The sequence below is a fragment of the Mesorhizobium sp. B2-5-4 genome (assembly GCF_006441095.1).
GTDB classification, from domain to species: Bacteria; Pseudomonadota; Alphaproteobacteria; order Rhizobiales; family Rhizobiaceae; genus Mesorhizobium; species Mesorhizobium salmacidum.
In genome coordinates, this window is the sequence record NZ_VFUR01000014.1 from 52,132 (window position 1) to 74,363 (window position 22,232).

The window sequence follows — 22,232 nt, forward strand, 5'->3', positions numbered from 1 at the left end:
GCATGGAGGATGAAGCACAAGTGACATCAATGCCGGTTGCCAGCCGCGAAGCAGCACCCTTGCCGGTCGCGGCACTGATGGGCGCCATGGTGTCGATCCAGATCGGCGCCACCTTCGCCAAGACGCTGTTCCCGGTGATCGGCGCGCAAGGCACGACGACGCTCAGGCTGGTCATCGGCGCGCTGATGCTGATCGCGGTGCTGAGGCCCTGGCAGATGCGGCCCTCACGCGCCACTCTGCCGTGGCTCGTCGCCTATGGGGTGACGCTATGCGCGCTCAATCTTCTGTTCTACGCAGCGCTTGCCAGGATCCCGCTCGGCGTCGCGGTGGCGCTGGAGTTTTCCGGTCCCCTGCTGGTGGCGACGCTGACCTCGCGGCGGGCCAGCGACTTTGCCTGGATCGCGCTTGCCGTCGCCGGCATCGTGCTGTTGTCGCCCTTCATCCACTCGCTAAAGCCGCTCGACCCGATCGGCGTGATGCTGGCGCTGGCGGCCGGCGGGTTTTGGGCGCTCTATATCATGCTGGCGCAGAAGGCGGGCGCGGAGCTCGGCACCCGCACCACCGCCTATGGCATGGCGATCGCAGCCGTGCTGGTGCTGCCCTTCGGCATCGCGGAAGCAGGATCGGCGCTGCTCGCGCCATCGATCCTGGTCAGCGCACTGCTCGTCGGCCTGTTTTCCAGCGCGCTGCCGTTCTTCCTGGAAATGGTTGCGCTGACCCGCATGCCGGCGCGAATCTATGGCACGCTGACCTGCCTGGAACCGGGGCTCGGCGCGCTGGCCGGGTTTTTATTCCTGCGGGAAAGCCTGACCATGCCGCAACTGGCCGGCATCGCCGCCGTGATCGTGGCCGCCGCCGGCACCGCGCTGAGCTCGAAGCCGCCGGTGCCTTCGCCGGAGTAGGGGCGGATGCCAGGACCGCCCGGCGACGTCAATTTGGCCGAGCCGGCGGCCTGTTGTCGTCAGAATTTGACGCTGAGGTTTGCCTTCGCGCCCTGGTCGACCGTGCCGCCGCCGAACTGTCCGGTATAGGACAGGCCGAGCGTCGCGTTGGCCGACATGTTGATGTCGAAGCCGGCCTCGATCACCGCTGCGTCCCTGGCGATCGGCACGCCGCCGATGGTGAATTGATCGCCGCCGGCAAAGGCGAGGGCGGAAGTCGGCGTGACGTCGCCAAAGGCGTGACGCCAGCCGAGCATGCCGCGCGCCGTGGTCTTGACGCCGCCAAGCGCAAAATCGGTCGAGCCGCGCATGCCGAGCGTGGTGAAGGTGGCGTCGGTGTTCGAACCGGCGCTGGTCAGTGCCGCCGCACCACCCTGTTCGCTAAAGCCGTCGGTTCTCACATTGACATAGGCGAGATTGGCGAACGGCTCGAAGTGGAAGCGATCGGCATCGACCTTGTAGGCAAGCTCGCCGAACGCCTGCGCGGTGCCGGCATCGTAATCGGCCGACAGTGCGTCGGCAAAACCGTTGAAGGCGACGGAGCGCTTGGTCGAGAGGCTGCTCCAGCTGTAGGCGGCGCCGCCGCGGAAGGCGATGGCGCCCCAATTGGTGCCGCCATAGAGACCGAGATGGTAGTTGTCGCTCTTGCCGGAGGAATTGCGATCGTCGGCGTCGAAGGACGAATGGCTGTAGCCGCCGAGAGCACCAACGCGCCAGCCGCCGACCAAAGTGTCGGCGCCGGCCAGCAGGCCGCCGGTGGAGCGGTCGAAGGCGGCGGCATTGCCGTCGGAATTCGTCTTGCCCCAGGAGCCGAAGCCCTGGCCCCAGACGGCGAAGCGGTCGGTATCAGCGGCGACCATTTCGGGCCCGCCTTCGCCATAAGCCATGACCGGCAACGCTGCCGCACCAATATCGCTGAAGGCGGCGCTGATGCGATTGCTGGCGGCGTCGCGGACGAAGCGGCTGTCCTCGAGCAGCATGCCCTTGGCCGAGGCGTGAATTTCGCCCGAAAGCTGGTCGAAAGCGTCCTGGGCGGCGGCTTCACTCGGCAGGGCGAAGATGGCATCAAACAGCGGATTGCCGCTGCCAAGGCTTTCGGCGCCGCCGCCGGTGGCGATCTGATTGGGCGTCAGGCCGACACTGGTAAAGCTTGCCCGGGCCAGGTTGAGATAGACATTGTTCGCGTCATAGGTGAGCGTCGGCGCGATGAAAATCGAGCCGCCGGTTTCAAGACTGACCTTGTCGAAGGCGCCGGTGACACCGCCCGCCGCCGTGACGATCGTGTATGTCGTGCCGGTCGCATAATCCGGATAGGGGATGATGTCGACCGTGCCGCCGCCGATCGTCACGGTGCCGGTGGCGTTGATCCGATCGGATGTGCCGCCGCTTTCGACTTCAACGGCATAGGTCGAACCCGCCGAGAAGGTGGTGTTGCTGACATTGATCGTGCCGATCGAATTGCCCGGTGCAAAGGTGCCGCCCGAAGCAATGGTCACATTGCCTGCCGTGCCCGACCCGCCAAGCAGGCCGCCGGTGACATTGATCGCGCCGCCGAGCAAGCCGTTGACATAGAGGCCGCCGCCGAGAACGTTCGTCGTCCCGGTGAAGCCGGAGGAATTACCGGTCAATTTGGTGGTGCCGGCGATCTGGTTGATAGTCCCCAGTCCGCTGATCGCCGAAGCGAAGCCATTGTTCGCGCTGGTATGGTTGAAATTGAGCGTGCCGGTGCCGGCGCCGAACTGCAACGTGGCCGAATCGAGGACGCCGGCACCCGCCGCCGCGGAGCCCGCCGCGCCGCCGATGTTAAGCGCGCCGACAGAGCCGGCCTGGCTGGCGATCACGGTAACGCCGTCCACCAGAGCGGTGCCGCCGTTGGAGAGTGTCACCGAAGCCGTGCCGCCGAAACCGATATCCAGGTCGCCGTGCATCTCCCAGAGCGAGGCCGGGCCATCAACGGTTGCCTGGCTGGTGGCACCGGCGGCGAACGCCATGTAGGTGCCGCCGCCGGAGGCGACGCCGCCATTGGTGACGGCAAGAGTGCCGCTTCCGAGACCGGCAAGATACATGCCGTTCTTGTTGGTCCATTTCGAGCCCACGCCGTCGACGGTAACCGCACCGGTGGCTGTCGCCGCCTGGCCGACAAAGACGGAATCCGCATCCGCTGAACCGCCGCTGGAGATGGAAAGTGTCGCGTGACCGGCGCTTCCCAGGATAAGATTGTCATCGGTGCTCCAGGAGGATCCCGCCCCGTCCACCGTCACGGTGGCGGTCGCGGTTTCGAACACCGCGAGGAGCGCGGCCTGGTTGAGGACATGGCCGCCATCGGCGACCTGGAGAGTGCCGGCGCCCTTGAAACCGAGGAACAGGTCGCCGGAATTGGTCCAGCTCGAACCCGGTCCATCGACCGTGACGGTGCCCATGGACCCGACGTCGTAGCCCACAGAGCCAGTCTGGTTGCTGACGGCGCCGCCATTGATGATGTCGATCGTGCCGGTTCCTGATTGGCCGACAATGAGTTTGCCGGTATTCGCCCAGTTCGAACCCACGCCATCCACCGTCGCGGTTCCGCTGGAGCCCTGATAGTAACCTAAAGTGCCGTCCACGTCGTTGAGGGCACCACCTCCCGACACGGAAACGGTGCCTGCTCCGCCAACGCCCACGGTAAAGTCGCCGATGTTCATCCAGGTCGAGCCGATGCCATCGACAGTTGCCTTGCTCGAAGAATCCACCGAACCGCTTCCGGCGCTTACGACGCCGCCATTCGTGATCGCCAATGTGGAGATCGAACCGGCGCCGACCTGTAGAAAGCCGCTGTTGGACCAATTCGAACCCGCACCGTCCACGATACCGGTACCTACGCCGGCACCGTACCCAAGCACGGCATTGACATCGCTGACACTGCCTCCATTTGTAATGTTCAACGTGCCGGAACCATCGAGCCCGACCTGCATATCGCCGCTATTGGTCCAGGTCGAACCCGCGCCATCGACGAACACCATGCCGGTCGAGCCTGCTTTCGCGCCAATGGCCCCCGCGCCATTGCTGACCGTGCCGCCATTCGAAATGGTCAACGTGCCAGTGCCGGCGTCGCCGACAAACAGGCTCGACGCGATGCTCCAGATCGAACCTATGCCATCGACCGTCGCCGCGCCCGTCGAGCCCGCTGTGGCACCGACAAAGCCGATGTTGCTGCTGACAAGGCCGCCGTTCTGGATGTTCAGTAAGCCAGTGCCGCCATACCCAACGTAGAGGCCGCTCGTGTCGCTCCATGTCGATCCGCTTCCGGTGACCGTAAGGGTGCCACTCGAATCGGCATTGATGCCGATGTAACCCGCCATGGCGCTCACCGCGCCGCCGTTCTGGATCGTCAGCGCGCCGGCACCGTAATTGCCGATGGAGAGAAAGCCGGAATTGGTCCAGTGCGAGCCCGCGCCGTCCACCGTCGCGGCGGCGGCCGGGCTGAAATTTTCACCGATATAGCCGTTGGTGTTGCTCACCGTGCCACCGTTCTGGACCGTCAGCGTGCCGGCGCCGTTCCAGCCGACATAAAGCTCGCCGGAATTGGTCCAGGACGAGCCAGCGCCGGCGACTGTCACGGCGCCGGTCGAGCCGGATTTGGAGCCGATCTGGCCGCTGGCGCTGCTCACCACGCCGCCGCTCTGGATCGTGAGCGTGCCGGCGCCGCCCCAGCCGACAAGCAGATTGCCGGAATTGGTCCAGGACGAGCCGACGCCGGTGACAGTCGCCGAGCCACTGGAACCGGCCTGCTCACCAATCGAACCGAGGGAATTGCTTACAGCGCCGCCGTTGGAGATGGTCAGAGTGCCGGCGCCGGCATGGCCGATGAAGAGCGACGAACTGCTGGTCCAGGTCGAACCCGCTCCGTCAACCGTCACCGTGCCGGTGGAGCCAGCATGCCAACCGATGGTGCCCATGGCATTGCTGACCGCGCCGCCATTGGTGATGTCCAGCGTGCCGGTGCCAAATTCGGCGACGTAGAGATCCCCACTGTTAGTCCATGTCGAGCCCGGGCCGTCCACCGTTACGGTGCCGGTGCCCAGGCCGTAGCCGACATGACCCACTTTGTCGCTCACAGCGCCGCCGCCGGAGATCGTCAAGGTGCCTGTGCTGCCGGTGCTCAAGGCAAGGAAAACGTCCGAACTGTTGTTCCAACTGGAGCCTGGTCCAACGACCTTTACAGTGCCGTTCGCGTTTGAAATGTAGCCGAGATAGCCGGCGGTGTCGGCAAGCGTGCCGCCATTGGTGATCGTCAGCGAGCCCGAGTAACTCGAAATGGTGCCCATAAGCAGATAATGGGCGGCCGCATTCGCCGCATCGACCACGGTCGGGTGCGGGAACACCGGATCGAGAATGACATCGTCGCTCGATGTCGGAACAGCGGCGGGGTTCCAGTTTCCGGCGGTAAACCAATCCGTGGAGGTGGCGCCGGTCCAGATCTCGGCTGCCGAAGCGGGGATCGGCTGGCCAAGGCCGACCAGCGCCGTCGACGTCAGCGCCAGATATTTCAAAGCGCTAGCCTTGCGGCCTACAAAACCATTCCGCGGCATTCGATCCCCTGACATGACAGTCGTTTCGCCCTGAGGCTGACATGTCATCGGCGCCCGGCTGTTGTCTTGGGCAAGGCCGCACTGGAATTGGACTGGAGTGAGGTGCCGTGCCTTTTTCGCGCACTGTGGCAGTTCGGCGTCATCGGTCACGCAGGGCGATGCGGAACGGCCTCGCACGGGGCGGATACCGGACTGCTGGCGAAAGCCGCAAAACTTATCTGGCGCCTGTCGGCGTATGGCCGAAGCGGCGACGAAAGCAGCGGTTGAAGTACGATACGTCGCTGAATCCGTTTGTCAGGGCGATGTCACTGACCCGCATGTCGCTGTGCTTGTGCAAGAGCATTCTGTGGGCGCTCCGCAGACGCAGTTCGAGAACGCGTTCGGAGAAGCTCATTCCCGTCTCCTGAAGGAGGTCGTGGACGTAGCGCACCGACAGGCCGAGTTGTTGGGCAACACTTTGGGCGGAGATGCCGGGATCGATAAAATCCTCGGCGATCCTCGCCAGGACGGCCTCCAGTCTGGCAGCGCGCGGGCCGCGAAGTCCGGCCAGTTCGGCAGCCCGACCTTTTGCGCCGGTCGCCAGGCCGATCAGATCCACGATCGTGTCCGTCGCGTGCGTGATCAAATCCACCGAGGCAAGCGGGCTGCCGCTTTCAAGAAGCAGGCAATAGCGTTTGAGGAGGTCGAGGGCTTCGCTGTCGGCGCCGATCTTCAGCCCCAACCTGTCATCGATCCGCGGGAAGGCGCGCAGGAGGATCGCGCGTGGGACCACCACATTCATCCAGACATTGCTGTCGGCACCGTTCATTTTCAGAGCTTCCGATGCGGTGACAAGCACGGCCTCTCCCTGACCGACGGCATATTCGCGGCCGACATGTACCCCTGACAACACGGTATCGGCCTTGTTGATCAGCAGCAAATAGCCGTCCTTGTCGTCATTGGCGATGTTGCTCGCTTTGCTTGTGGCGTGCTTGACCGGTCCGGACATCTGGCCGAGAACCGCTGAACCGACAGCGGTGGCTTCGAAGTGCGGGTTTTCCGGACTGCCGTATTCGGCCGACCATGTTTCCGCGACATGGATGTCTTGCCACGGGGAAAATCGTTCTCGTTCGTCAAGATGCGGTGGCAACCGAGCCGATGAAAGCACCGTCTTTCGCGACAATGGAGAACCTCGACAACTGTCCACGGCTTAAAAAATATCGAACGCGATGCTTTCCATTGCGACAATAACCGGCAACAGTGGCGACCGGCGTTCAAGCGATCAGGTTCAACCTGTAGTCGAGAGCCGCCGCGACTTGCGTCATCCAAAAGTATGATGTCACAAATTCCTCCGAGGCGAGATCGGGATGTGCCAGGAGGTGTGGTGGAAAGGCTGAGCAGCGAAGTCCTGAGTTCGATAATCGGCGATATCTATGATTGCGTATTGAACCCGGAAGGCTGGGCCGGAGTCATGACCCGCGTCACGAAAGCCGTCGACGCGGCCTATACCACCATCGCGCTTGCCGGCACCGCTCATAATAGCGGCCGTTTCGCGGCTCAGTCGCCTTGGGATCCGATGCGGATGCGGGCCCTCGAGGAAGACTATGACTTTGATGGAATTCCCGGACTGAAGGAAGCGGTCGTCGGCGATGTCGACCGGCCCGTTGCGACGCTGTCGCTCATGAGCGAAAGCGAACTCCAGCTGACGCCGTTTTTTCAGAACTGGGCCAAACCGCAGGGACTGCGCGAGGCTTGCATCACCAAATTCGTCCATACGCCGGACCGAATCGGGCTTCTGGGCTGCACCACGCGTGCCAGCAGGGGAGGCATTTCGACCGAAGAGCAGCAGTTCCTGGCATTGCTCTCGCCGCATCTGCGCCGCGCTTCGCTGATCGGCGATCTGCTCGACCAGAGCCGCGTCACCATCGATCTTTATCGTCAGGCGCTCGATCATTTGGCTGTGCCTGTCGTGCTCACCCACGCCAATGGAGCAATCCTCCATGCGAATGCGGCCGCCGAACAGATGTTTTCGGTGCAGGGGCCCATTCTCTCAAGGAACGGCCTGCTCCAGGCACAGAATAGGGTGGTGGCCCGCGCCCTGCTCGACGCGATCGCCAGTGCGGCCAGCGCGGATGCCTCGCTTGGCGCGCGCGGCATAGGGCTGCCGGTTTCGGCCCAAGGCCAGCCGCCCGCCGTCGCCTATGTGTTGCCGTTGACTGAAGGAACGGCGCGCGCGGTTTTCCGGCCGGCATGCGCGGCTGTGTTCATATCGACGACGACATCGGCTTCTCCTCTCCCGGAGGCCGTTCTGACCACGCTGTTCGATCTTACGCCCTCGGAGGCGCGGGTGCTGCTGCGGATCGGCAGCGGATTGTCAGCGTCGGAGAGCGCGTTGGCGCTCGGCATTGGCGAAAACACCTTGAAGACCCACCTCAATCGAATCTTCGCCAAAACCGGCACGAGACGCCAAGCCGACCTCGTCAAACTCGTGTCGGACATAGGCATGCCGCTGGCGGCCCATGGGCCCTGAAGCCGGAGCGCGCGGTCTCTACCGCCAGCGGGTCAGGGGCTTTACCGCCAGGGCGGCTCCGGCGCGAAGCGCTTGCCGATCCAGTCTGTGAAGGCGCGGGTCTTGGCGGCTTTTCCCTTGGCCGCCGCCGGCACGTCGCTAACCTCCGAGCCGCCGGTGCCGTCGCCGGAGTAGGAGAGGCCGTCTCTTCGGTCGTCGCCGATCTCCGACGTCGGCGCCTTCATGGACTTCGCAAGAATACAACCCATATTGAGTCCATGGAGCTTTGAGCGTGACCTTCGCGCGGGTGGCCCTTCTTGCCGCGGCCTTCGTCGTCGCGGCTGTGCTTTTTCCCTTCTCCTCAGCCGGGAGCGAAAGGGTTGCGCTGAGCGTCGCCATTGACGGCGCCATCGGGCCGGCAAGCAGCAGGCAGCTCAAGGAAGCGCTCGATGCCGCGGCCAGGCGGGACGCGGCGGTCCTCATCCTGCAGCTCGACACGCCGGGCGGGCTGGTCACGTCGATGCGCGAGATGATCGCCGACATCCTGGCGTCGCCGGTGCCTGTCATCGGCTATGTCGCGCCGGCCGGCGGCCATGCGGCAAGTGCCGGCACCTATATCCTCTATGCAACCCATGTCGCGGCGATGGCGCCCGGCACCAATCTTGGTGCGGCGACGCCGATTGAGATTGGCGGCATGCCGTCGCTTCCGGGCGGCGACAAGGGCGATCAGAAGGACGTGGGCGATCAGAAGGACGTGGGCGATCAGAAGGACGTGGGTGACCAGAAGGGCGGGGGCGACCAGAAGGAAGCCGGCGGGCGGCCTGCGGGCGACGCGATGATGGCCAAGGTGACCAATGACGCGGTCGCCCTGATCCGCTCTCTTGCCGAACTGCGCGGGCGCAACGGCGACTGGGGCGAGAAGGCCGTGCGCGAAGCGGCGAGCCTTTCGGCCAATGCGGCATTACAGGAACATGTGATCGATCTCGTCGCCCGCGACACCACCGAGCTGCTGCAACTGGCCGATGGGCGCACCGTCGATGTGGCGGGCAAGAAAGTGGTGCTGGCGACGAAGGGGCTGCCGGTCGAGACGCTGGAGCCGGGCTGGTTCATCCAGCTGCTTTCCGTCATCACCGATCCGAACACCGCCGTCATCCTGATGCTGGTCGGCGTCTATGGCATCGTCTTCGAGTTCACCAGCCCGGGCGCGGTCGCGCCTGGCGTCATCGGCACCACCTGTCTCGTGCTCGGCCTCTATGCGCTCGATCTCCTGCCGATCAACTATACCGGCCTTGCCCTGATGCTGCTCGGCGTCGTTTTCCTGATCATCGAGGCCTTCAATCCCACCGTCGTGCTCGGGCTCGGCGGCGTGGCCGCCTTTCTGTTCGGTGCCGCCATGCTGCTGCGGGTCGAGGGGCCGGGCTTTGCCCTGTCATGGGCCGTCATCGGTCCCGCCGCCGCGCTGACGCTTGGATTGGCGCTGCTGAGCGGCACCTATCTCTGGGCGGCGCGCCGGAAGCCGCCGCGCGTCGGCGGCGAAGCAATGCGCGGCCAGCCGGCCGAGATCCTCGACTGGCAGGGCGGCGAGGGCCATGTGCTGGCCTTGGGTGAGCGCTGGCGGGCCAGGGCCGATGAACCCGTCGCGGCCGGCGACAGCGTCGAGGTGACCGAGATCGCCGACCTCGTGCTGACGGTGCGACGGCGCGACGCGGGAAGGAATGGAGCAAGGCAATGAACATCGGTTATGTGGCCTACCTGGTACTTGCGCTTCTTGTGGTCATGTTCCTGTCCGCGGCTATTCGCATCCTCAGGGAATATCAGCGCGGCGTGGTCTTCACGCTCGGCCGCTTCACCGGGGTCAGGGGACCCGGCCTCATCATTCTGATCCCCTTCGTCCAGCAGATGGTGAAGGTCGACCTGCGCGTGGTGGTGCAGGACGTGCCGCCGCAGGATGTGATTTCGCGCGACAACGTCTCGGTAAAGGTCAATGCCGTGCTTTATTTCCGCATCGTCGACGCCGAGCGGGCGGTCATCCAGGTCGAGGACTACATGGCCGCCACCAACCAGCTGGCGCAGACCACGCTGCGATCGGTGCTCGGCAAGCACGAGCTCGACGAGATGCTGGCCGAGCGCGACAAGCTGAACAGCGACATCCAGGAAATCCTCGACCAGCGCACCGATGCGTGGGGCATCAAGGTGTCCAATGTCGAGATCAAGCATGTCGACCTCAACGAGAACATGGTCCGCGCCATCGCCAAACAGGCCGAGGCCGAGCGGCTGCGGCGCGCCAAGGTGATCAATGCCGAAGGCGAGCAGCAGGCGGCGGCAAAACTGGTCGAGGCGGGCCGCATGCTGGCGGCCGAGCCGCAGGCCATGCAGCTGCGCTATTTCGAGGCCTTGCACGACATCGCCGGCGAGCGCTCGTCCACGGTGGTGTTCCCGCTGCCGGTAGACTTGCTCAGCCAATTCCTGAGGCACGGGAAGTGAGGGAAGGGGCATCGGCGGAACTGCTAATCTCCCCCACGTGGGGGAGATTGGCTGTATCTCCGTCTTCGCCAGTCCCGCCACTTCACTTCACCGCCGCCAGGGCGGCTCCGGCGCGAAGCGCTTGCCGATCCAGTCTGTGAAGGCGCGGGTCTTGGCGGCTTTTCCCTTGGCCGAGGGCGTGACGACGTAGACCGCGCCTTCGTCCGCCAGCGTCCACTTCTCCAGCACGGGCACCAGCCGTCCGTCGGCAAGCTCGCGGCCGACCAGCCAATCAGTGCTCATCATCAAGCCGACGCCTTGCACGGCGGCGTCGACCAGCACCTCGGCATCGTCGGTGACCAACGGCCCCGAAACCTCGATGCGTGCGCGGCGGCCCTCGCGGTCGGTCATCTCCCAGGCTGGAAAGGTCTGGAAGCCCGAGAAGCCCAGGCAGGCGTGGTCGAGCAGCGCCTGGGGTGTCTCCGGCCTGCCCTTGCGGGCGAGATAGGATGGAGCGGCGCAGAGCAACCGGCGTCGCGTCGCCACCTTGCGTGCCACCAGGCGCGAATCCTCCAGGCTGCCCAGTCGCACGGCCACATCGAAATTCTCGGCGACCAGATCGGTGAAGCGGTTGGAGAATTCGGCCTCGATGCGGACATCGGGAAATTCGCCGAGGAACCGAGGCAACAGCGGCCCGATCCACATGCGCCCGAACGTGCCGGGCAGCGCCAGCCTGAGCACGCCGCGCGGGCCGCCCCCGGCATGCGCGGACGCGACGGCCTCAGCCTCGTCGACGGATGCGAGGATGGCGCGCACACGCACCAGGAATTCGGCACCCGCTTCGGTCAGCGACACGCTGCGTGTCGTGCGCGAGAGCAACCTCACCCCAAGCCGCGCCTCCAGCGATTGCAGGCGCCGCGACAGGATGGTCGCGTCGCGCCCGACACGTGCCGCCGCCCGGGTGAAGGAGCGCGCCTCGGCGATAGCGGCGAAGGCGGCCATCTCGGCAAGGGCAGCGGGTTCGTGAGATTGCTGCATCGTTCACAGTTCTCAATTGCAAAAAACAAGGATTATCCAGAGATAGCGCAGCAAATAGGTTCACTCAATCGAACAAATCGTCCACCGGAGTGAAACCATGAAAGCCATCGAACTCAGCCAGCCCAGGCTGGACGCCTTCCGCGCCGCCACCGTTGCAACCCCCGAACCGCAGCGCGGCGAGGTGCTGATCCGCCAGCGTGCGGCGAGCCTCAATTTCGTCGATGTGGCGGTGGCGAGCGGCAATTATCCCGGACCGAGTTTCCCGCTCATCCCCGTCGCCGACAGCGCCGGCGAGATCGTCGCGCTGGGCGAGGGCGTTACGAGATCCGCCATCGGCGATCGCGTCGTCGCGCATGCCAAGCCGCGCTGGATCGGTGGGCCGCCCCGGCCTTACGAGATGACGCAGATGCGCGGCGTCTCGATGCCGGGGTCGCTGGTCGAATATGTGGCGCTGCCGGCCAATTCGCTGGTGGCGGTCCCGGCGCATCTCTCCTTCGAGGCGGCGTCGACCCTGCCGATCGCCGGCACCACCGCCTGGAACGCCATCCGCGCCGCCAATGTCGGGCCGGGCTCGGTCGTGGTGCTGCTTGGCACTGGCGGCGTCTCGATCTTCACCCTGCAGCTCGCGAAAGCCGCCGGCGCCACCGTCATCATCACCTCGTCGTCGGACGAAAAGCTGGAGCGGGCGAAGGCGCTCGGTGCCGATCATCTCATCAATTACCGCGCGACATCAGACTGGGACGTCAAGGTGCTGGAGCTGACCGGCGGCCTCGGCGCCGACCTCATCGTCGAGACCGGCGGAACTGCCACCTTCGCCCGTGCCGTCAATGCCACCGCGCCCGGCGGCACGCTGTTCACCATCGGCTTCGTCACCGGTGCGGAAGCCACGATCAATCTGCTGCCGATCATCATCAAGGCGCTGAAGGTGGTCGGCAACAACACCGGATCCGTATCCGATCTTTTCGACGCCGCCCGTGCCATCGGCGCGGCCAGCATCGAACCGGTTGTCGACAAGGTGTTTTCACCTGATCAAGCGAGCGAAGCCTACACACACATGGCCGCCGGCGGCCTGCATTTCGGCAAGCTGGTGTTCGGGCTGGAGTGGTGAAGCAGCTGATCTCCCCGTCAAGGGCGGAGATTGGCAGTTCCACCCTCAGATCAGCTTCTCCAACGTGATGGGCAGATCCCGGATCCGCTTGCCCGTTGCGTGGAACACGGCATTGGCAATAGCCGGCGCCATGCCGACGATCGCCAGTTCGCCGACACCCTTGCCGCCGAGCACGGAGGAGTGCAGGTCGGGGATGCCGACCGAGATCACCTCGATGTCGGGGACGTCGGCGTTGGTCGGGACGAGATAGTCGGCGAGGTTGTTGTTGACGATGCGGCCGTGGCGGCGGTCGACGATGCCTTCTTCGAGCAGCGCCTGGCCGATACCCATGATGATGCCGCCTTTCCACTGGCTTTCGGCCAGCTTCGGATTGTAGAGCCGGCCCGAATCCAACGCCGACACCACGCGCGATACGCGCACCGTGCCGAAATCCTCGTCGACGCGCACCTCGACGAAATGCGCGCACCACGAGTGGCGGGAATAGTCGCCCTCGGTGTGCGGTAGCGCCATGGCGATGGTGGTGTAGTTCTTGTAGCGATCCTCTGCCGTCGAATTGGCCGGCATGGTGTCGCCGGTCGCCTCGATGCGGTCGCGGCCGATGCTTTTGAGCAGTTCGGCGATCGAGACATCGGGACCGTCGCCGCGAGGCGAGCCGATGCGGCCATTGGCGACGACCAAAGTGTTGGCCTGCAGCGTGTGGAAGGGCGAGCGCGGATCGCTGATGGCCAAGCCGATCAGCTGGTCGAGCGCCGAGGTCGCCGCCTTGTAGACCGCGCCCGTCATCACGCCGGCCAGCCGTGAGCCGCCAGTGACGCCGGCGCGGGGAAACCGGGAATCGCCGAGCTTCACCACGACGTCGTCTGCGCTCACGCCAACCGTTTCGGCGGCGGTCTGCGCCAGGATGGTGTAGGTGCCCTGGCCCATGTCGATCGAGGAGCTCTCGACCTCGACCGAGCCGTCGGCCAGAATGCGCACCATCGCTTCGCCATAGGCGCGCCGCACCGGATAGGTGCCGGCGGCGACGCCCCAGCCGATCAGCTGGTTGCCGTCGCGCATCGAGCGCGGCTCAGGTGCGCGCCTAGCCCATCCGAAGCGTTCGGCGCCTGCTGCAAAAGCTTCGCGCAACTGTCTGGTCGACCAGGCTTTTTTCGCGTGCGGGTCCTGCTCGGCGTAGTTCTTCAGCCGGATTTCCAGCGGATCGATGCCGACCTCGTAGGCGAGCTCGTCGATGGCGCTTTCGATGCCGAAGGCCGACGGGTTTTCACCCGGTGCGCGCATGGCGCCCGACACCACCGAATTCACCCGCACGACATTCTGTTTCGAGGAGAAGTTCGGCGTCGCGTACATGATCGAGGTGACCGAACCCAGCGGCTCGACCCACATGCCGTCGATGGACGTTTCGTTGACGCCGCGATGTACGATCGACTGGATCATGCCGTCACGGTCGGCGCCGATCGTCACCGTCTGCCGCGTCGCGGCGCGGCCGCCATAGCTGGTGAAGGTCTGCGGCCGCGTCATCACCAGCCGCACCGGCCGGCCGAGCATTTTCGCGGCACTCGCGGCAATCGCGCCATGGCTGAGCGCCAGTGCCTTGGAACCGAAGCCGCCACCGACATAGGGCGACACCAGCCGCACATTCTCGAACGGCACGGCGAACCATTCGGCATAGGTGCGCGCCATGCCATCCAGCCATTGGCTCGGCTCCCACACTGTGAGGTGGTCACCCTCCCAGCGGGCGATCAGGCCATGCGGTTCCATCGGCGCCTGGTATTCGCGCGGCGTGTTATAGGCGGCGCAGATGCGCACCGGGGCGGAGGCGAAGGCGGCGGACGCGTCGCCCCATTCCTTGGTCATGGCATCGACCGGAATGCCGTCACCGGCCTTGCCGTCGCTGAGGTCGACGATTGCCGGCGTCTCGTCGTAGCTGACCTTGACCAGCGCCGCCGCGGCGACCGCCTGCTCGAAAGTCTTGGCAACGACGGCGGCGACGTGCTGGCCCGAGAAGGTGATGTCGCGCGCCAGCGGACAATAGGGTTTGTCGGGCGGCGGGGTGCCGAACCAGTCCGAGGCGGTTCTCAGGCTGATGATTGTGTCCGGGGTCAGCACCTTGAGTACGCCCGGTGCCGCCTCGGCCGCCTTGCTGTCGATGGCGCGCACCTTGCCGGACGCGATGGTACTTTCGACCAGTGCGGCGTAGGCGAGGCCTTTGAGCTGCTGCTCGACGGCGTATTTGGCGGCACCCGTGATCTTGGCCGGACCGTCGACGCGCGATAGCCGGCCGCCGACCGCGTCCGCGCCGCCGTCGAACGCATCGCCATGTCTGATGTTGTGAACGGTCATGCCGTTTCTCCCATCTTGAGAATAGCCCGTGCGACGACGCGCGGCGCGAGCTCGATCTTGTAGTGGTTGGCGCCTTGGTCGACGGCGCCTTCGACGGCGAGCAGGCTGGCGGCGCGAACAGCTTCGGGCTCCAGCACCTTGCCTTTCAGCGCGGCTTCCACGGCCCGCGCCCGCCAGGGCTTGGTGGCGACGCCACCGAGCGCCACGCGCAGGTCGCGGATGGTGCGTCCGTCGGATTCCAGTTCGAGCCCGACGGCGGCACTGGCCGCGGCGAACTCGTAGGATTGCCGGTCGCGGACCTTCAGATAGGTCGAGCGGTGGGCAGCGGCGGAAGAGGGGATTTCGATGGCGGTGATCATCTCCCCCGGCTCGATCGCGTGTTCCCTGTCCGGCGTCGTGCCGGGCAACAGGAAAAAGTCATCGACCCGGATGCGCCGATCGCCGAGATGAACTGTTGCGTCGAAGGCGACGAGCACGGTGGCGAGGTCGCCTGGGTACATGGCGATGCAGGCCTCGCTGGTGCCAAGCACGGCATGGCCCCTGGTGACGCCGCCGATCGCCGAACAGCCGCTGCCTGATACACGCTTGTTGCAGGCCGAAAAGTTCGAGGGATCGCGGAAATAGGGGCAGCGCGTGCGCTGTATCAAATTGCCGCCTATGGTCGCCATGTTGCGGATCTGCGCCGAGGCCGCTTGCCATAGCGCCTCCGAGATGGCGGGGAAGCGGCTCTTGATGTCGTCGTGGTCGGCGACATGGCCCATCCTGGCGAGCGCGCCGATGATGGCGCCGCGCTCGCCGATCTCGATCCGGTCCAGTCCCTTGAGATGGGTGATGTCGACCAGCGTGTCGGGTTCGGTGACGCCGCATTTGGCGAGGTCGATCAGCGTGGTGCCGCCGGCGAGCAGCATGGCGCCGGGGAGCGCGGCCGCCTGGCGGGCGGCGTCGACCGAAGTGGCGCGAAGATAGGAAAAATCCCTCATGACGCGGCCTCCAGCGTTGCCTGGCGCACGGCGGCGACGATGTGCGGGTAGGCGCCGCAGCGGCAGAGATTGCCGGCCATGTATTCACGGATTTCGTCGTCCGAGCCGGCATGGCCCTCACGGATGCAGGCCACCGCCGACATGATCTGGCCTGGCGTGCAATAGCCGCACTGGAAGGCGTCCTGTTCGAGGAAGGCAGCCTGCACGGGATGCAGTTCGCCCTCCCGTGCAAGCCCCTCTATAGTGGTGATGGTGCGACCTGCGGCCTGTGCGGCCAATGTCAGGCAGGCCAGCACGCGCTCGCCGTCGACATGGACGGTGCAGGCGCCGCACTGGCCATGGTCGCAGCCCTTCTTGGTGCCGGTCAGGCCGAGCCTGTCACGCAAGGCGTCGAGCAGCGTGACACGCGGTTCGAGTTCCAGCGTGTGACGCTGGCCGTTGATATCGAGATGGACAGGAATTGTGGTCTTGCTCGTCATGGGCGTCTGGCTCCAGTTGCTTGACGCTTGGGGGAATGAATTGGAGTTAGGTTAGGGGGGTCCAACCGTTGCTTCGGACGGACCGCTCCTCACCCCAGCAGGTCCTCGATCCGGATCGGAAAGCGCCGCGGGCGCATGCCGGTCGCGTGCCAGACCGCATTGGCCACGGCGCCGGCCGTGCCGGTGATGCCGATTTCACCGACGCCCTTGATGCCGAGTGCGTTCACATGAGGGTCGTCCTCGTGAACCAGCAGCGCCTCGACCGACGGCACGTCGGCATTCACCGGGACATGATATTCGGCGAGGTTGGCATTCTGGATCCGGCCGGAGCGTCGGTCGGTGACGGCTTCCTCATGCAGTGCGAAGGAAACGCCCCAGATCATCCCGCCATAATACTGGCTGCGCACCAGCCGCGGATTGATGACCCGTCCGGCGGCGAATGCGCCGACCAGCCGGGTGACGCGGATCTGGCCTAAATCCGGGTCGATCTTCACCTCGGCGAACACGGCCCCATGCGCGTGCTTGGCGTAGATCTCCTGCGACGCCGGATCCGGTGCGCCTTTGCCATGGCCTTCGATCTCGGCAAGACCCGCGCGGGCGAGGATCTCGCTATAGTTTTCGCTGCGGCTTTCGTCATCGCGGCGGTAGAGGCGTCCGCCGCGCGCCAGGACACCTTCATTGCCGGCGCCGAACAGCGGCGAGGCTTCGTTGCCCGTGGCGAGATCGGCAAGCCTGGCGATGACGGCCGCACCCGCATTGTGGATGGCCATGCCGGCCGTCGCCGTGTGGCCCGAACCGCCGGCGATGCCCGCATTGGGCAGGTCGGAACTGCCGGCCCTGAAATCGACCTGGTCGATGTCGAGCCCCAGCCCGTCTGCCGCAATCTGGGCAAAGGCCGTCCAGGCGCCTTGGCCCATGTCCTGAGCGCCGGTCTCCATCAAGCCGCTGCCGTCGGCCCTCAGCACTGCGCGTGCCTCGGCCTGGAACATGAGCGCCGGGAACGTCGCCGTGCCCATCCCCCAGCCGGTAAGGAAGCCGTCCGCGTCGCGCATCCGCCGCGGCTGCAGCGGGCGGCTCGCCCAGCCAAACGCTTCGGCCGCCTGTTGGTAACATTCGCGCAGGGCCTTTGAGGAGAACGGCTTGCCCGTCATAGGCTCGACTTCGGCATAGTTCCTGAGCCGGAATTCCAGCGGGTCCATGCCGCAGGCATGGGCTGCCTCGTCTATAGCGCTTTCCAGCGCGATCGATCCGGTGGCCTCGCCCGGCGCCCGCATGAACAGCGGCGTGCCGGTGTCGAGCCGCACAGCATCGTGCGAGGTGGCGATGGCCGGACTGGCATAGAGCGTGTGCGAGGCGTCCGCCGCCGGTTCGAAGAAATCGTCGAACGTGCTCGATGTGGTCCTGGCGTGATGGGAGAGCGCGGTCAGCCGCCCTTCGCCATCCATGCCCATGCGCAATGTCTGGCGGGTCGGTGCGCGATGGCCGACCGGGCCGTACATCTGCTCGCGCCGCAGCACCAGCTTGACCGGGCGGCCGACGAGACGCGCCGCCAGGATGCCGAGCACTTGCGGCCCGGAGATCATGCCCTTGGAGCCGAAACCGCCACCCAGGAATGGGCTTCGGATGTGGACGTTCCGCGGCGCGATGCCGAACAGGCCGGCGATGCGCCCTTGCGCCATGGCAAGGCCCTGGCTCGGCGTGTCGATCGACAGCTGGTCGCCATCCCAGGCAGCGACGATTGCGTGGGGCTCCATGGCGTTGTGATACTGTGCCGGCGTCTCGTAAGCCGCCTCGATCCGCGTTCTTGCCGATTCGAGGCCGGCCTCGATATCGCCCTTCTCCTGCACCGCCGGGTTGCCGATGCCAACGCCGCGCGGCACGAAGCTTTTGCCGCTATCGAGACCGACCCGCGCCGGCAGCGTTTCATAGCGCGGCGACAGCAGCGCCGCGCCTTCGGTCGCCGCTTCCAGCGTCTCCGCGATCACCACGGCGATGCTCTGGTTGGGATAGCGAACCCCATCGTTCTGCAGCAGGTCGAGCCGGAACATGAAGGGATGGTCCTTGGCATCCGGATCGACGGCGAGTGCCGGCCGGTTCAGTGGCGTCATCACTTCGATCACGCCCGAATGCGCCTTGGCCGCCTCGATATCCAGCGACACGACCCGGCCGCGCGCGATGCTCGAGACGGCGAGCACGGCATAGAGCATGCCGGGCGGGTGGTTATCGGCGGCGTAACGCGCCGCCCCCGTCACTTTCAAGAATCCGTCGCGGCGGGTCAGCGGCTGGCCGATGCTGGAGCCCTGCCGCGTATGGGCGGGTTGCTGGTTGAGGCTGAGTTCAAGCGTCATGGCGCACTCCGGGAATGGAGGAAAAGGGGGAGGCAGGAAGAGCCGGCATCCGCTCGGGTGTTCCGGCCTTTGCGGCCATCAGCGCCCTGACGACAATGCGGCGGGCAAGCTCGATCTTGAAGGCGTTGTCGCCGGAGGGGCTGGCGTCGGCCAACGCGGAATCCGCGGCGCGAACGAAGCTCGCCTCGTCGGCATCGGCGCCAAGCAGCACCGCTTCCGCCGAACGCGCCCGCCACGGTTTGGCCGCCACACCGCCCAGCGCCAGCCTTGCACCGCGGATCTTGCCGCGATCGACGAAAAGTGCCGCGGCCGCCGAAACGACCGCGAAGGCATAGGAGGTGCGTTCGCGCACTTTCAGATAGCGGGCGTGAGCGGCGAAGGAAGCTGCTTCCGCCGGCAGGCGCACCGCAACGATCAGCTCGCCCGGCTCCAGCACGGTCTCGCGCTGCGGGGTGTCGCCCGGAAGTCGGTGAAATTCCTCCAGCGTCACATGGCGCCGGCCTTCCTTGCCCTCGATCTCGACCACGGCGTCCAGCGCCACCAGGGGCACGCAGAAGTCGGAGGGATGGGTGGCGATGCAGGCATCGCTCCAGCCCAGGATGGCATGTAGGCGGTTCTCGCCGCCAAGGGCCGAGCAGCCGGAACCGGGTTCGCGCCTGTTGCAGGCGCTGGCGGTGTCATAGAAGTAACTGCACCGCGTGCGCTGCAACAGATTGCCGCCAACAGTGGCGGCGTTGCGAAGCTGCGCCGAGGCGCCCGACAGCAGCGCCTCGGCCACCGCCGGATAGGCCTTGGCGAAGGCCGGATCGTGTGCGAGATCGGCATTGCGGACCAGCGCGCCGATGCGCAGGCCGCCATCATCGAGCGTTTCGATGCGATTGAGTTCCGGCAGCCGGGTAATATCGACGATCCGTTCGGGGCTGGTAATGCCGCCCTTCATCAGATCCAGCAGATTGGTGCCGCCGGCGAGATAGGCCGAGCCCGGTACGGCCGCCGCCGCTATGGCGTCGGAGATGGTGGCCGGCCTGACAAAATCGAAGTCTCTCATGCCGCGGTCCTCCGGTCGGTTCCGGCAAGTTGTTGCCGGGCCTCCAGAACGGCCTCGACGATGCCGCCATAGGCCGCGCAGCGGCAGATGTTGCCGCTCAGCCCCTCGCGGATACGCTCGGGATCGTCTCCAGCCTGTCCTTCGGCGATCAGGCCGAGCGTGCTCATGATCTGGCCGGGTGTGCAGAAGCCGCACTGGAAACCGTCATGGGCGATGAAGGCGGCCTGCACCGGATGCAGTTCTTCACCGTGGGCGACGCCTTCGATGGTCAGCACCTCGGCGCCGTCATGGCTGACCGCCAGCGCGAGGCAGGAGTTTATGCGCTTGCCGTCGACCAGCACCGTGCAGGCGCCGCACTGGCCGCGGTCGCAGCCTTTCTTGGTGCCGGAGAGCTCAAGCCGCTCGCGCAGCAGGTCGAGCAAGGTGACGCGGGTGTCGACCTCGAGTTCGTGGCGGTGTCCATTGACGGTAAGCGAGATGGGAAGGGTGGTCATGGGCGTCTGGCTCCAGTTGCTTGACGCTGAGGGGGATGATCTGGCGCTTGGGAGGGGAAGGACAAGGTCAGGCGGCAGCCAATCCGCCGCGGGTAGGGAAGGTGGCAGCTTGCGGCTTCGAAAGACGTGACATACCGGGCTCCCTGATTATATGATAAAGGTGCTCCACTAAAACGGAGGCGCCTCCGTTTATTTACGTGGGGACTGGCCGGGCATGGTTCAAGCCCCCATATCCCTGGTGGAGAAAAAAATTGGCTTTTGAGCCCGTCACAACTGTCGACCAAAAACCCGCCGCCGCCGACAAACCGCTGCGCGCGGATGCCCAGCGCAACCGCGACCGGCTGGCCGAGGTCGCGGCGGCCGTGTTTGCCGAGCGCGGCATCGATGCCTCGCTGGAGGAGATCGCGCGCCGCGCCGGCGTCGGCATCGGCACGCTCTACCGGCATTTCCCGACGCGCGAGCATCTGGTCGAGGTGGTCTACCGCCGCGAGGCGGAGGCGCTATGCGCGGCGGCCGGCGAGCTTGCGGCAAAACATCCCTCCGATGTTGCTCTGGAAGAGTGGATGCGCCGCTTCGTCGACTATATCGCCACCAAGCGCGGCCTGGCGACCAGCCTGCGCATCCTGTTCACCACCAATTCGAGGCTGTTCTCCGACACGTCGGGTAGGGTTTCGCAGGCCTTGCGGCAACTGGTCGAGGCGGCGGTGGCCGATGGCACGATCCGCGGCGACGTCGATGCCTCCGATGTGCTGCATGCGCTCGGCGGCATCTACTCGGCACCCGACACGCCTGAGTGGCGCGACCGCTCGCGCCGGCTAGTCAAGCTGTTGATGGACGGCCTGCGGTTCGGGGCGGGGAAGGCTGGGTGAACGGGGATAATGGCCGCGCAACCGTGCGCGACAGAATGATTTGAGGGGCATTCAATGTATGTAGGCCGTTCCTACAAGGTGATCGATTTCGCGCTGTGGTCGCGGCGCAGCGTGCTCTACATGGTGGTGGTGAGCGGGCTGGCCGTGGCGGCCTACCGCTTTCCGGGCATTGCCGGGTTCTCCGTGCCATGGTCCGTGGTGCTGGTGCTCGGCACCACGGTATCGCTCGTCGCCGGCTTCAAGAATTCGCAGGTGCTCACCCGCAGCGGTGAGGCGCTGCAGGCTTTCACGCAGATCACGGCCAGCAGCCGGATGTGGTGCAATTTCTGCCGGGACTTCCTCGATGCGCCGACGGCTCGGAAGCTCATCTACCGCCACATCGCATGGATGACGGCGCTGCGATACGCGCTGCGGCGGCCGATGCCGTGGGAATCGATGGGGAAGGCCGCCAATATCGAATACCGGCGGCGTTACCACATCCAGGAGGACGGGGGCTCGATCGCCGACGAATTGCGCCCGCTGCTGGGCGACCAGACCGTTGATGTCCTGAAATCGCCTCGTCCGGCGATTGCCTTGCTCGAATTGCAGTCGGTCCAGGTCAACGGGCTGCTCAAGGACGCCAAGGTTCCGGCGCAGGTCTATGTCGAACTGACCAAGCTGATCCGCGACTTCCACGATCAGCAGGCGCGCTGCGACCGTATCAAGAACAATCCCTATCCCCGGCAATACGCCATCGTCAGTTCCATGTTCGTGATGATCTTCTGCACGCTGCTGCCGTTCGGCGTGGTTCCGGTGTTCGCCGACATGGGCAAACCGGACGGCATGCTCGGCTCGATCGCCATCTGGCTGACAATCCCGTTCAGCACGTTGCTGGGCTGGGCCTACATGTCCCTCGACCAGGTCGGCGAGAGCAGCGCCAACCCTTTCGAGGGCAACGCCAACGATGTGCCGATCTCCCAAATCTGCCGCGACATCGAGATCGAGATGCGCGCCGGGCTCGGCGAGAGCGACCTTCCCAAGCCCTTGCTGCCGGTCAACGACATCGCCATGTGAGGCGGAAGCGGGCGC

The 22,232-nt window shown here is 65.5% G+C and carries 17 protein-coding genes; 7 read left to right on the top strand and 10 right to left on the bottom strand.

Translation table 11 applies throughout. From position 1 onward, the window contains the following. Window positions 1–20 precede the first annotated feature (20 nt). Window positions 21–902, top strand: a complete 882-nt coding sequence (locus tag FJ492_RS18475) for a DMT family transporter (protein WP_140771400.1) — start codon at window positions 21–23, stop codon at window positions 900–902. A gap of 59 nt (window positions 903–961) precedes the next feature. Here the strand turns inward: FJ492_RS18475 and FJ492_RS18480 are convergent, their stop codons facing one another. Beyond that, entirely contained in the window at window positions 962–5,470 is a 4,509-nt protein-coding gene (locus FJ492_RS18480) for an autotransporter domain-containing protein (RefSeq protein WP_181166680.1), read from the bottom strand. 253 nt (window positions 5,471–5,723) lie between these two features. Continuing rightward, window positions 5,724–6,497 carry an AraC family transcriptional regulator gene (locus tag FJ492_RS18485; RefSeq protein ID WP_246676065.1) on the bottom strand — a complete coding sequence of 258 codons (774 nt, stop codon included), beginning with the start codon at window positions 6,495–6,497 and terminating at the stop codon, window positions 5,724–5,726. A gap of 375 nt (window positions 6,498–6,872) precedes the next feature. Here FJ492_RS18485 and FJ492_RS18490 point away from each other — a divergent pair, with 375 nt between their 5' ends. Next, window positions 6,873–8,018 carry a helix-turn-helix transcriptional regulator gene (locus FJ492_RS18490; RefSeq protein ID WP_140713984.1) on the top strand — a complete coding sequence of 382 codons (1,146 nt, stop codon included), beginning with the start codon at window positions 6,873–6,875 and terminating at the stop codon, window positions 8,016–8,018. Window positions 8,019–8,059: 41 nt separating this feature from the next. Here the strand turns inward: FJ492_RS18490 and FJ492_RS18495 are convergent, their stop codons facing one another. Then, entirely contained in the window at window positions 8,060–8,242 is a 183-nt protein-coding gene (locus tag FJ492_RS18495; RefSeq protein WP_140509429.1) for a hypothetical protein, read from the bottom strand. A gap of 47 nt (window positions 8,243–8,289) precedes the next feature. Here FJ492_RS18495 and FJ492_RS18500 point away from each other — a divergent pair, with 47 nt between their 5' ends. Beyond that, window positions 8,290–9,729, top strand: a complete 1,440-nt coding sequence (locus FJ492_RS18500; RefSeq protein ID WP_140771406.1) for a nodulation protein NfeD — start codon at window positions 8,290–8,292, stop codon at window positions 9,727–9,729. Continuing rightward, window positions 9,726–10,481, top strand: a complete 756-nt coding sequence (locus FJ492_RS18505; protein ID WP_140509433.1) for a slipin family protein — start codon at window positions 9,726–9,728, stop codon at window positions 10,479–10,481. The genes FJ492_RS18500 and FJ492_RS18505 overlap by 4 nt, the downstream gene beginning before the upstream one ends. Window positions 10,482–10,568: 87 nt before the next feature. On the opposite strand, the gene FJ492_RS18510 is transcribed toward FJ492_RS18505, so the two are convergent. After that, window positions 10,569–11,498 (bottom strand): LysR family transcriptional regulator, encoded by a 930-nt coding sequence (locus tag FJ492_RS18510; RefSeq protein ID WP_140771408.1) that lies wholly within the window; start codon window positions 11,496–11,498, stop codon window positions 10,569–10,571. A 97-nt stretch (window positions 11,499–11,595) separates the two neighbouring features. On the opposite strand from FJ492_RS18510, the gene FJ492_RS18515 reads away from it, so the two are divergent. Next, on the top strand, window positions 11,596–12,606 hold the full coding sequence (locus FJ492_RS18515) for an NAD(P)-dependent alcohol dehydrogenase (protein WP_140771410.1): 1,011 nt from the start codon (window positions 11,596–11,598) through the stop codon (window positions 12,604–12,606). Window positions 12,607–12,651: 45 nt separating this feature from the next. On the opposite strand, the gene FJ492_RS18520 is transcribed toward FJ492_RS18515, so the two are convergent. From FJ492_RS18520 to FJ492_RS18545, 6 genes are all read right to left on the bottom strand, one after another. Beyond that, entirely contained in the window at window positions 12,652–14,946 is a 2,295-nt protein-coding gene (locus FJ492_RS18520; protein WP_140771412.1) for a xanthine dehydrogenase family protein molybdopterin-binding subunit, read from the bottom strand. Next, a complete protein-coding gene (locus tag FJ492_RS18525; RefSeq protein ID WP_140771414.1) occupies window positions 14,943–15,926 on the bottom strand; it encodes a xanthine dehydrogenase family protein subunit M in 984 nt (327 codons plus the stop codon). The genes FJ492_RS18520 and FJ492_RS18525 overlap by 4 nt, the downstream gene beginning before the upstream one ends. Continuing rightward, complete coding sequence (locus FJ492_RS18530; protein ID WP_140713813.1) at window positions 15,923–16,405, bottom strand: (2Fe-2S)-binding protein; 483 nt, start codon at window positions 16,403–16,405, stop codon at window positions 15,923–15,925. The genes FJ492_RS18525 and FJ492_RS18530 overlap by 4 nt, the downstream gene beginning before the upstream one ends. 89 nt (window positions 16,406–16,494) lie before the next feature. Beyond that, window positions 16,495–18,753 carry a xanthine dehydrogenase family protein molybdopterin-binding subunit gene (locus tag FJ492_RS18535; RefSeq protein WP_140771416.1) on the bottom strand — a complete coding sequence of 753 codons (2,259 nt, stop codon included), beginning with the start codon at window positions 18,751–18,753 and terminating at the stop codon, window positions 16,495–16,497. Further along, window positions 18,743–19,801, bottom strand: a complete 1,059-nt coding sequence (locus tag FJ492_RS18540; protein ID WP_140771418.1) for a xanthine dehydrogenase family protein subunit M — start codon at window positions 19,799–19,801, stop codon at window positions 18,743–18,745. Before FJ492_RS18540 ends, FJ492_RS18535 begins: the two co-directional genes overlap by 11 nt. Then, complete coding sequence (locus FJ492_RS18545) at window positions 19,798–20,295, bottom strand: (2Fe-2S)-binding protein (protein ID WP_140771420.1); 498 nt, start codon at window positions 20,293–20,295, stop codon at window positions 19,798–19,800. The genes FJ492_RS18540 and FJ492_RS18545 overlap by 4 nt, the downstream gene beginning before the upstream one ends. Before the next feature lie 251 nt (window positions 20,296–20,546). Here FJ492_RS18545 and FJ492_RS18550 point away from each other — a divergent pair, with 251 nt between their 5' ends. Then, window positions 20,547–21,164, top strand: a complete 618-nt coding sequence (locus FJ492_RS18550) for a TetR/AcrR family transcriptional regulator (RefSeq protein WP_140509452.1) — start codon at window positions 20,547–20,549, stop codon at window positions 21,162–21,164. A gap of 54 nt (window positions 21,165–21,218) precedes the next feature. Further along, on the top strand, window positions 21,219–22,217 hold the full coding sequence (locus FJ492_RS18555) for a bestrophin family ion channel (protein WP_140771422.1): 999 nt from the start codon (window positions 21,219–21,221) through the stop codon (window positions 22,215–22,217). The last annotated feature ends 15 nt before the right edge of the window (window positions 22,218–22,232 follow it).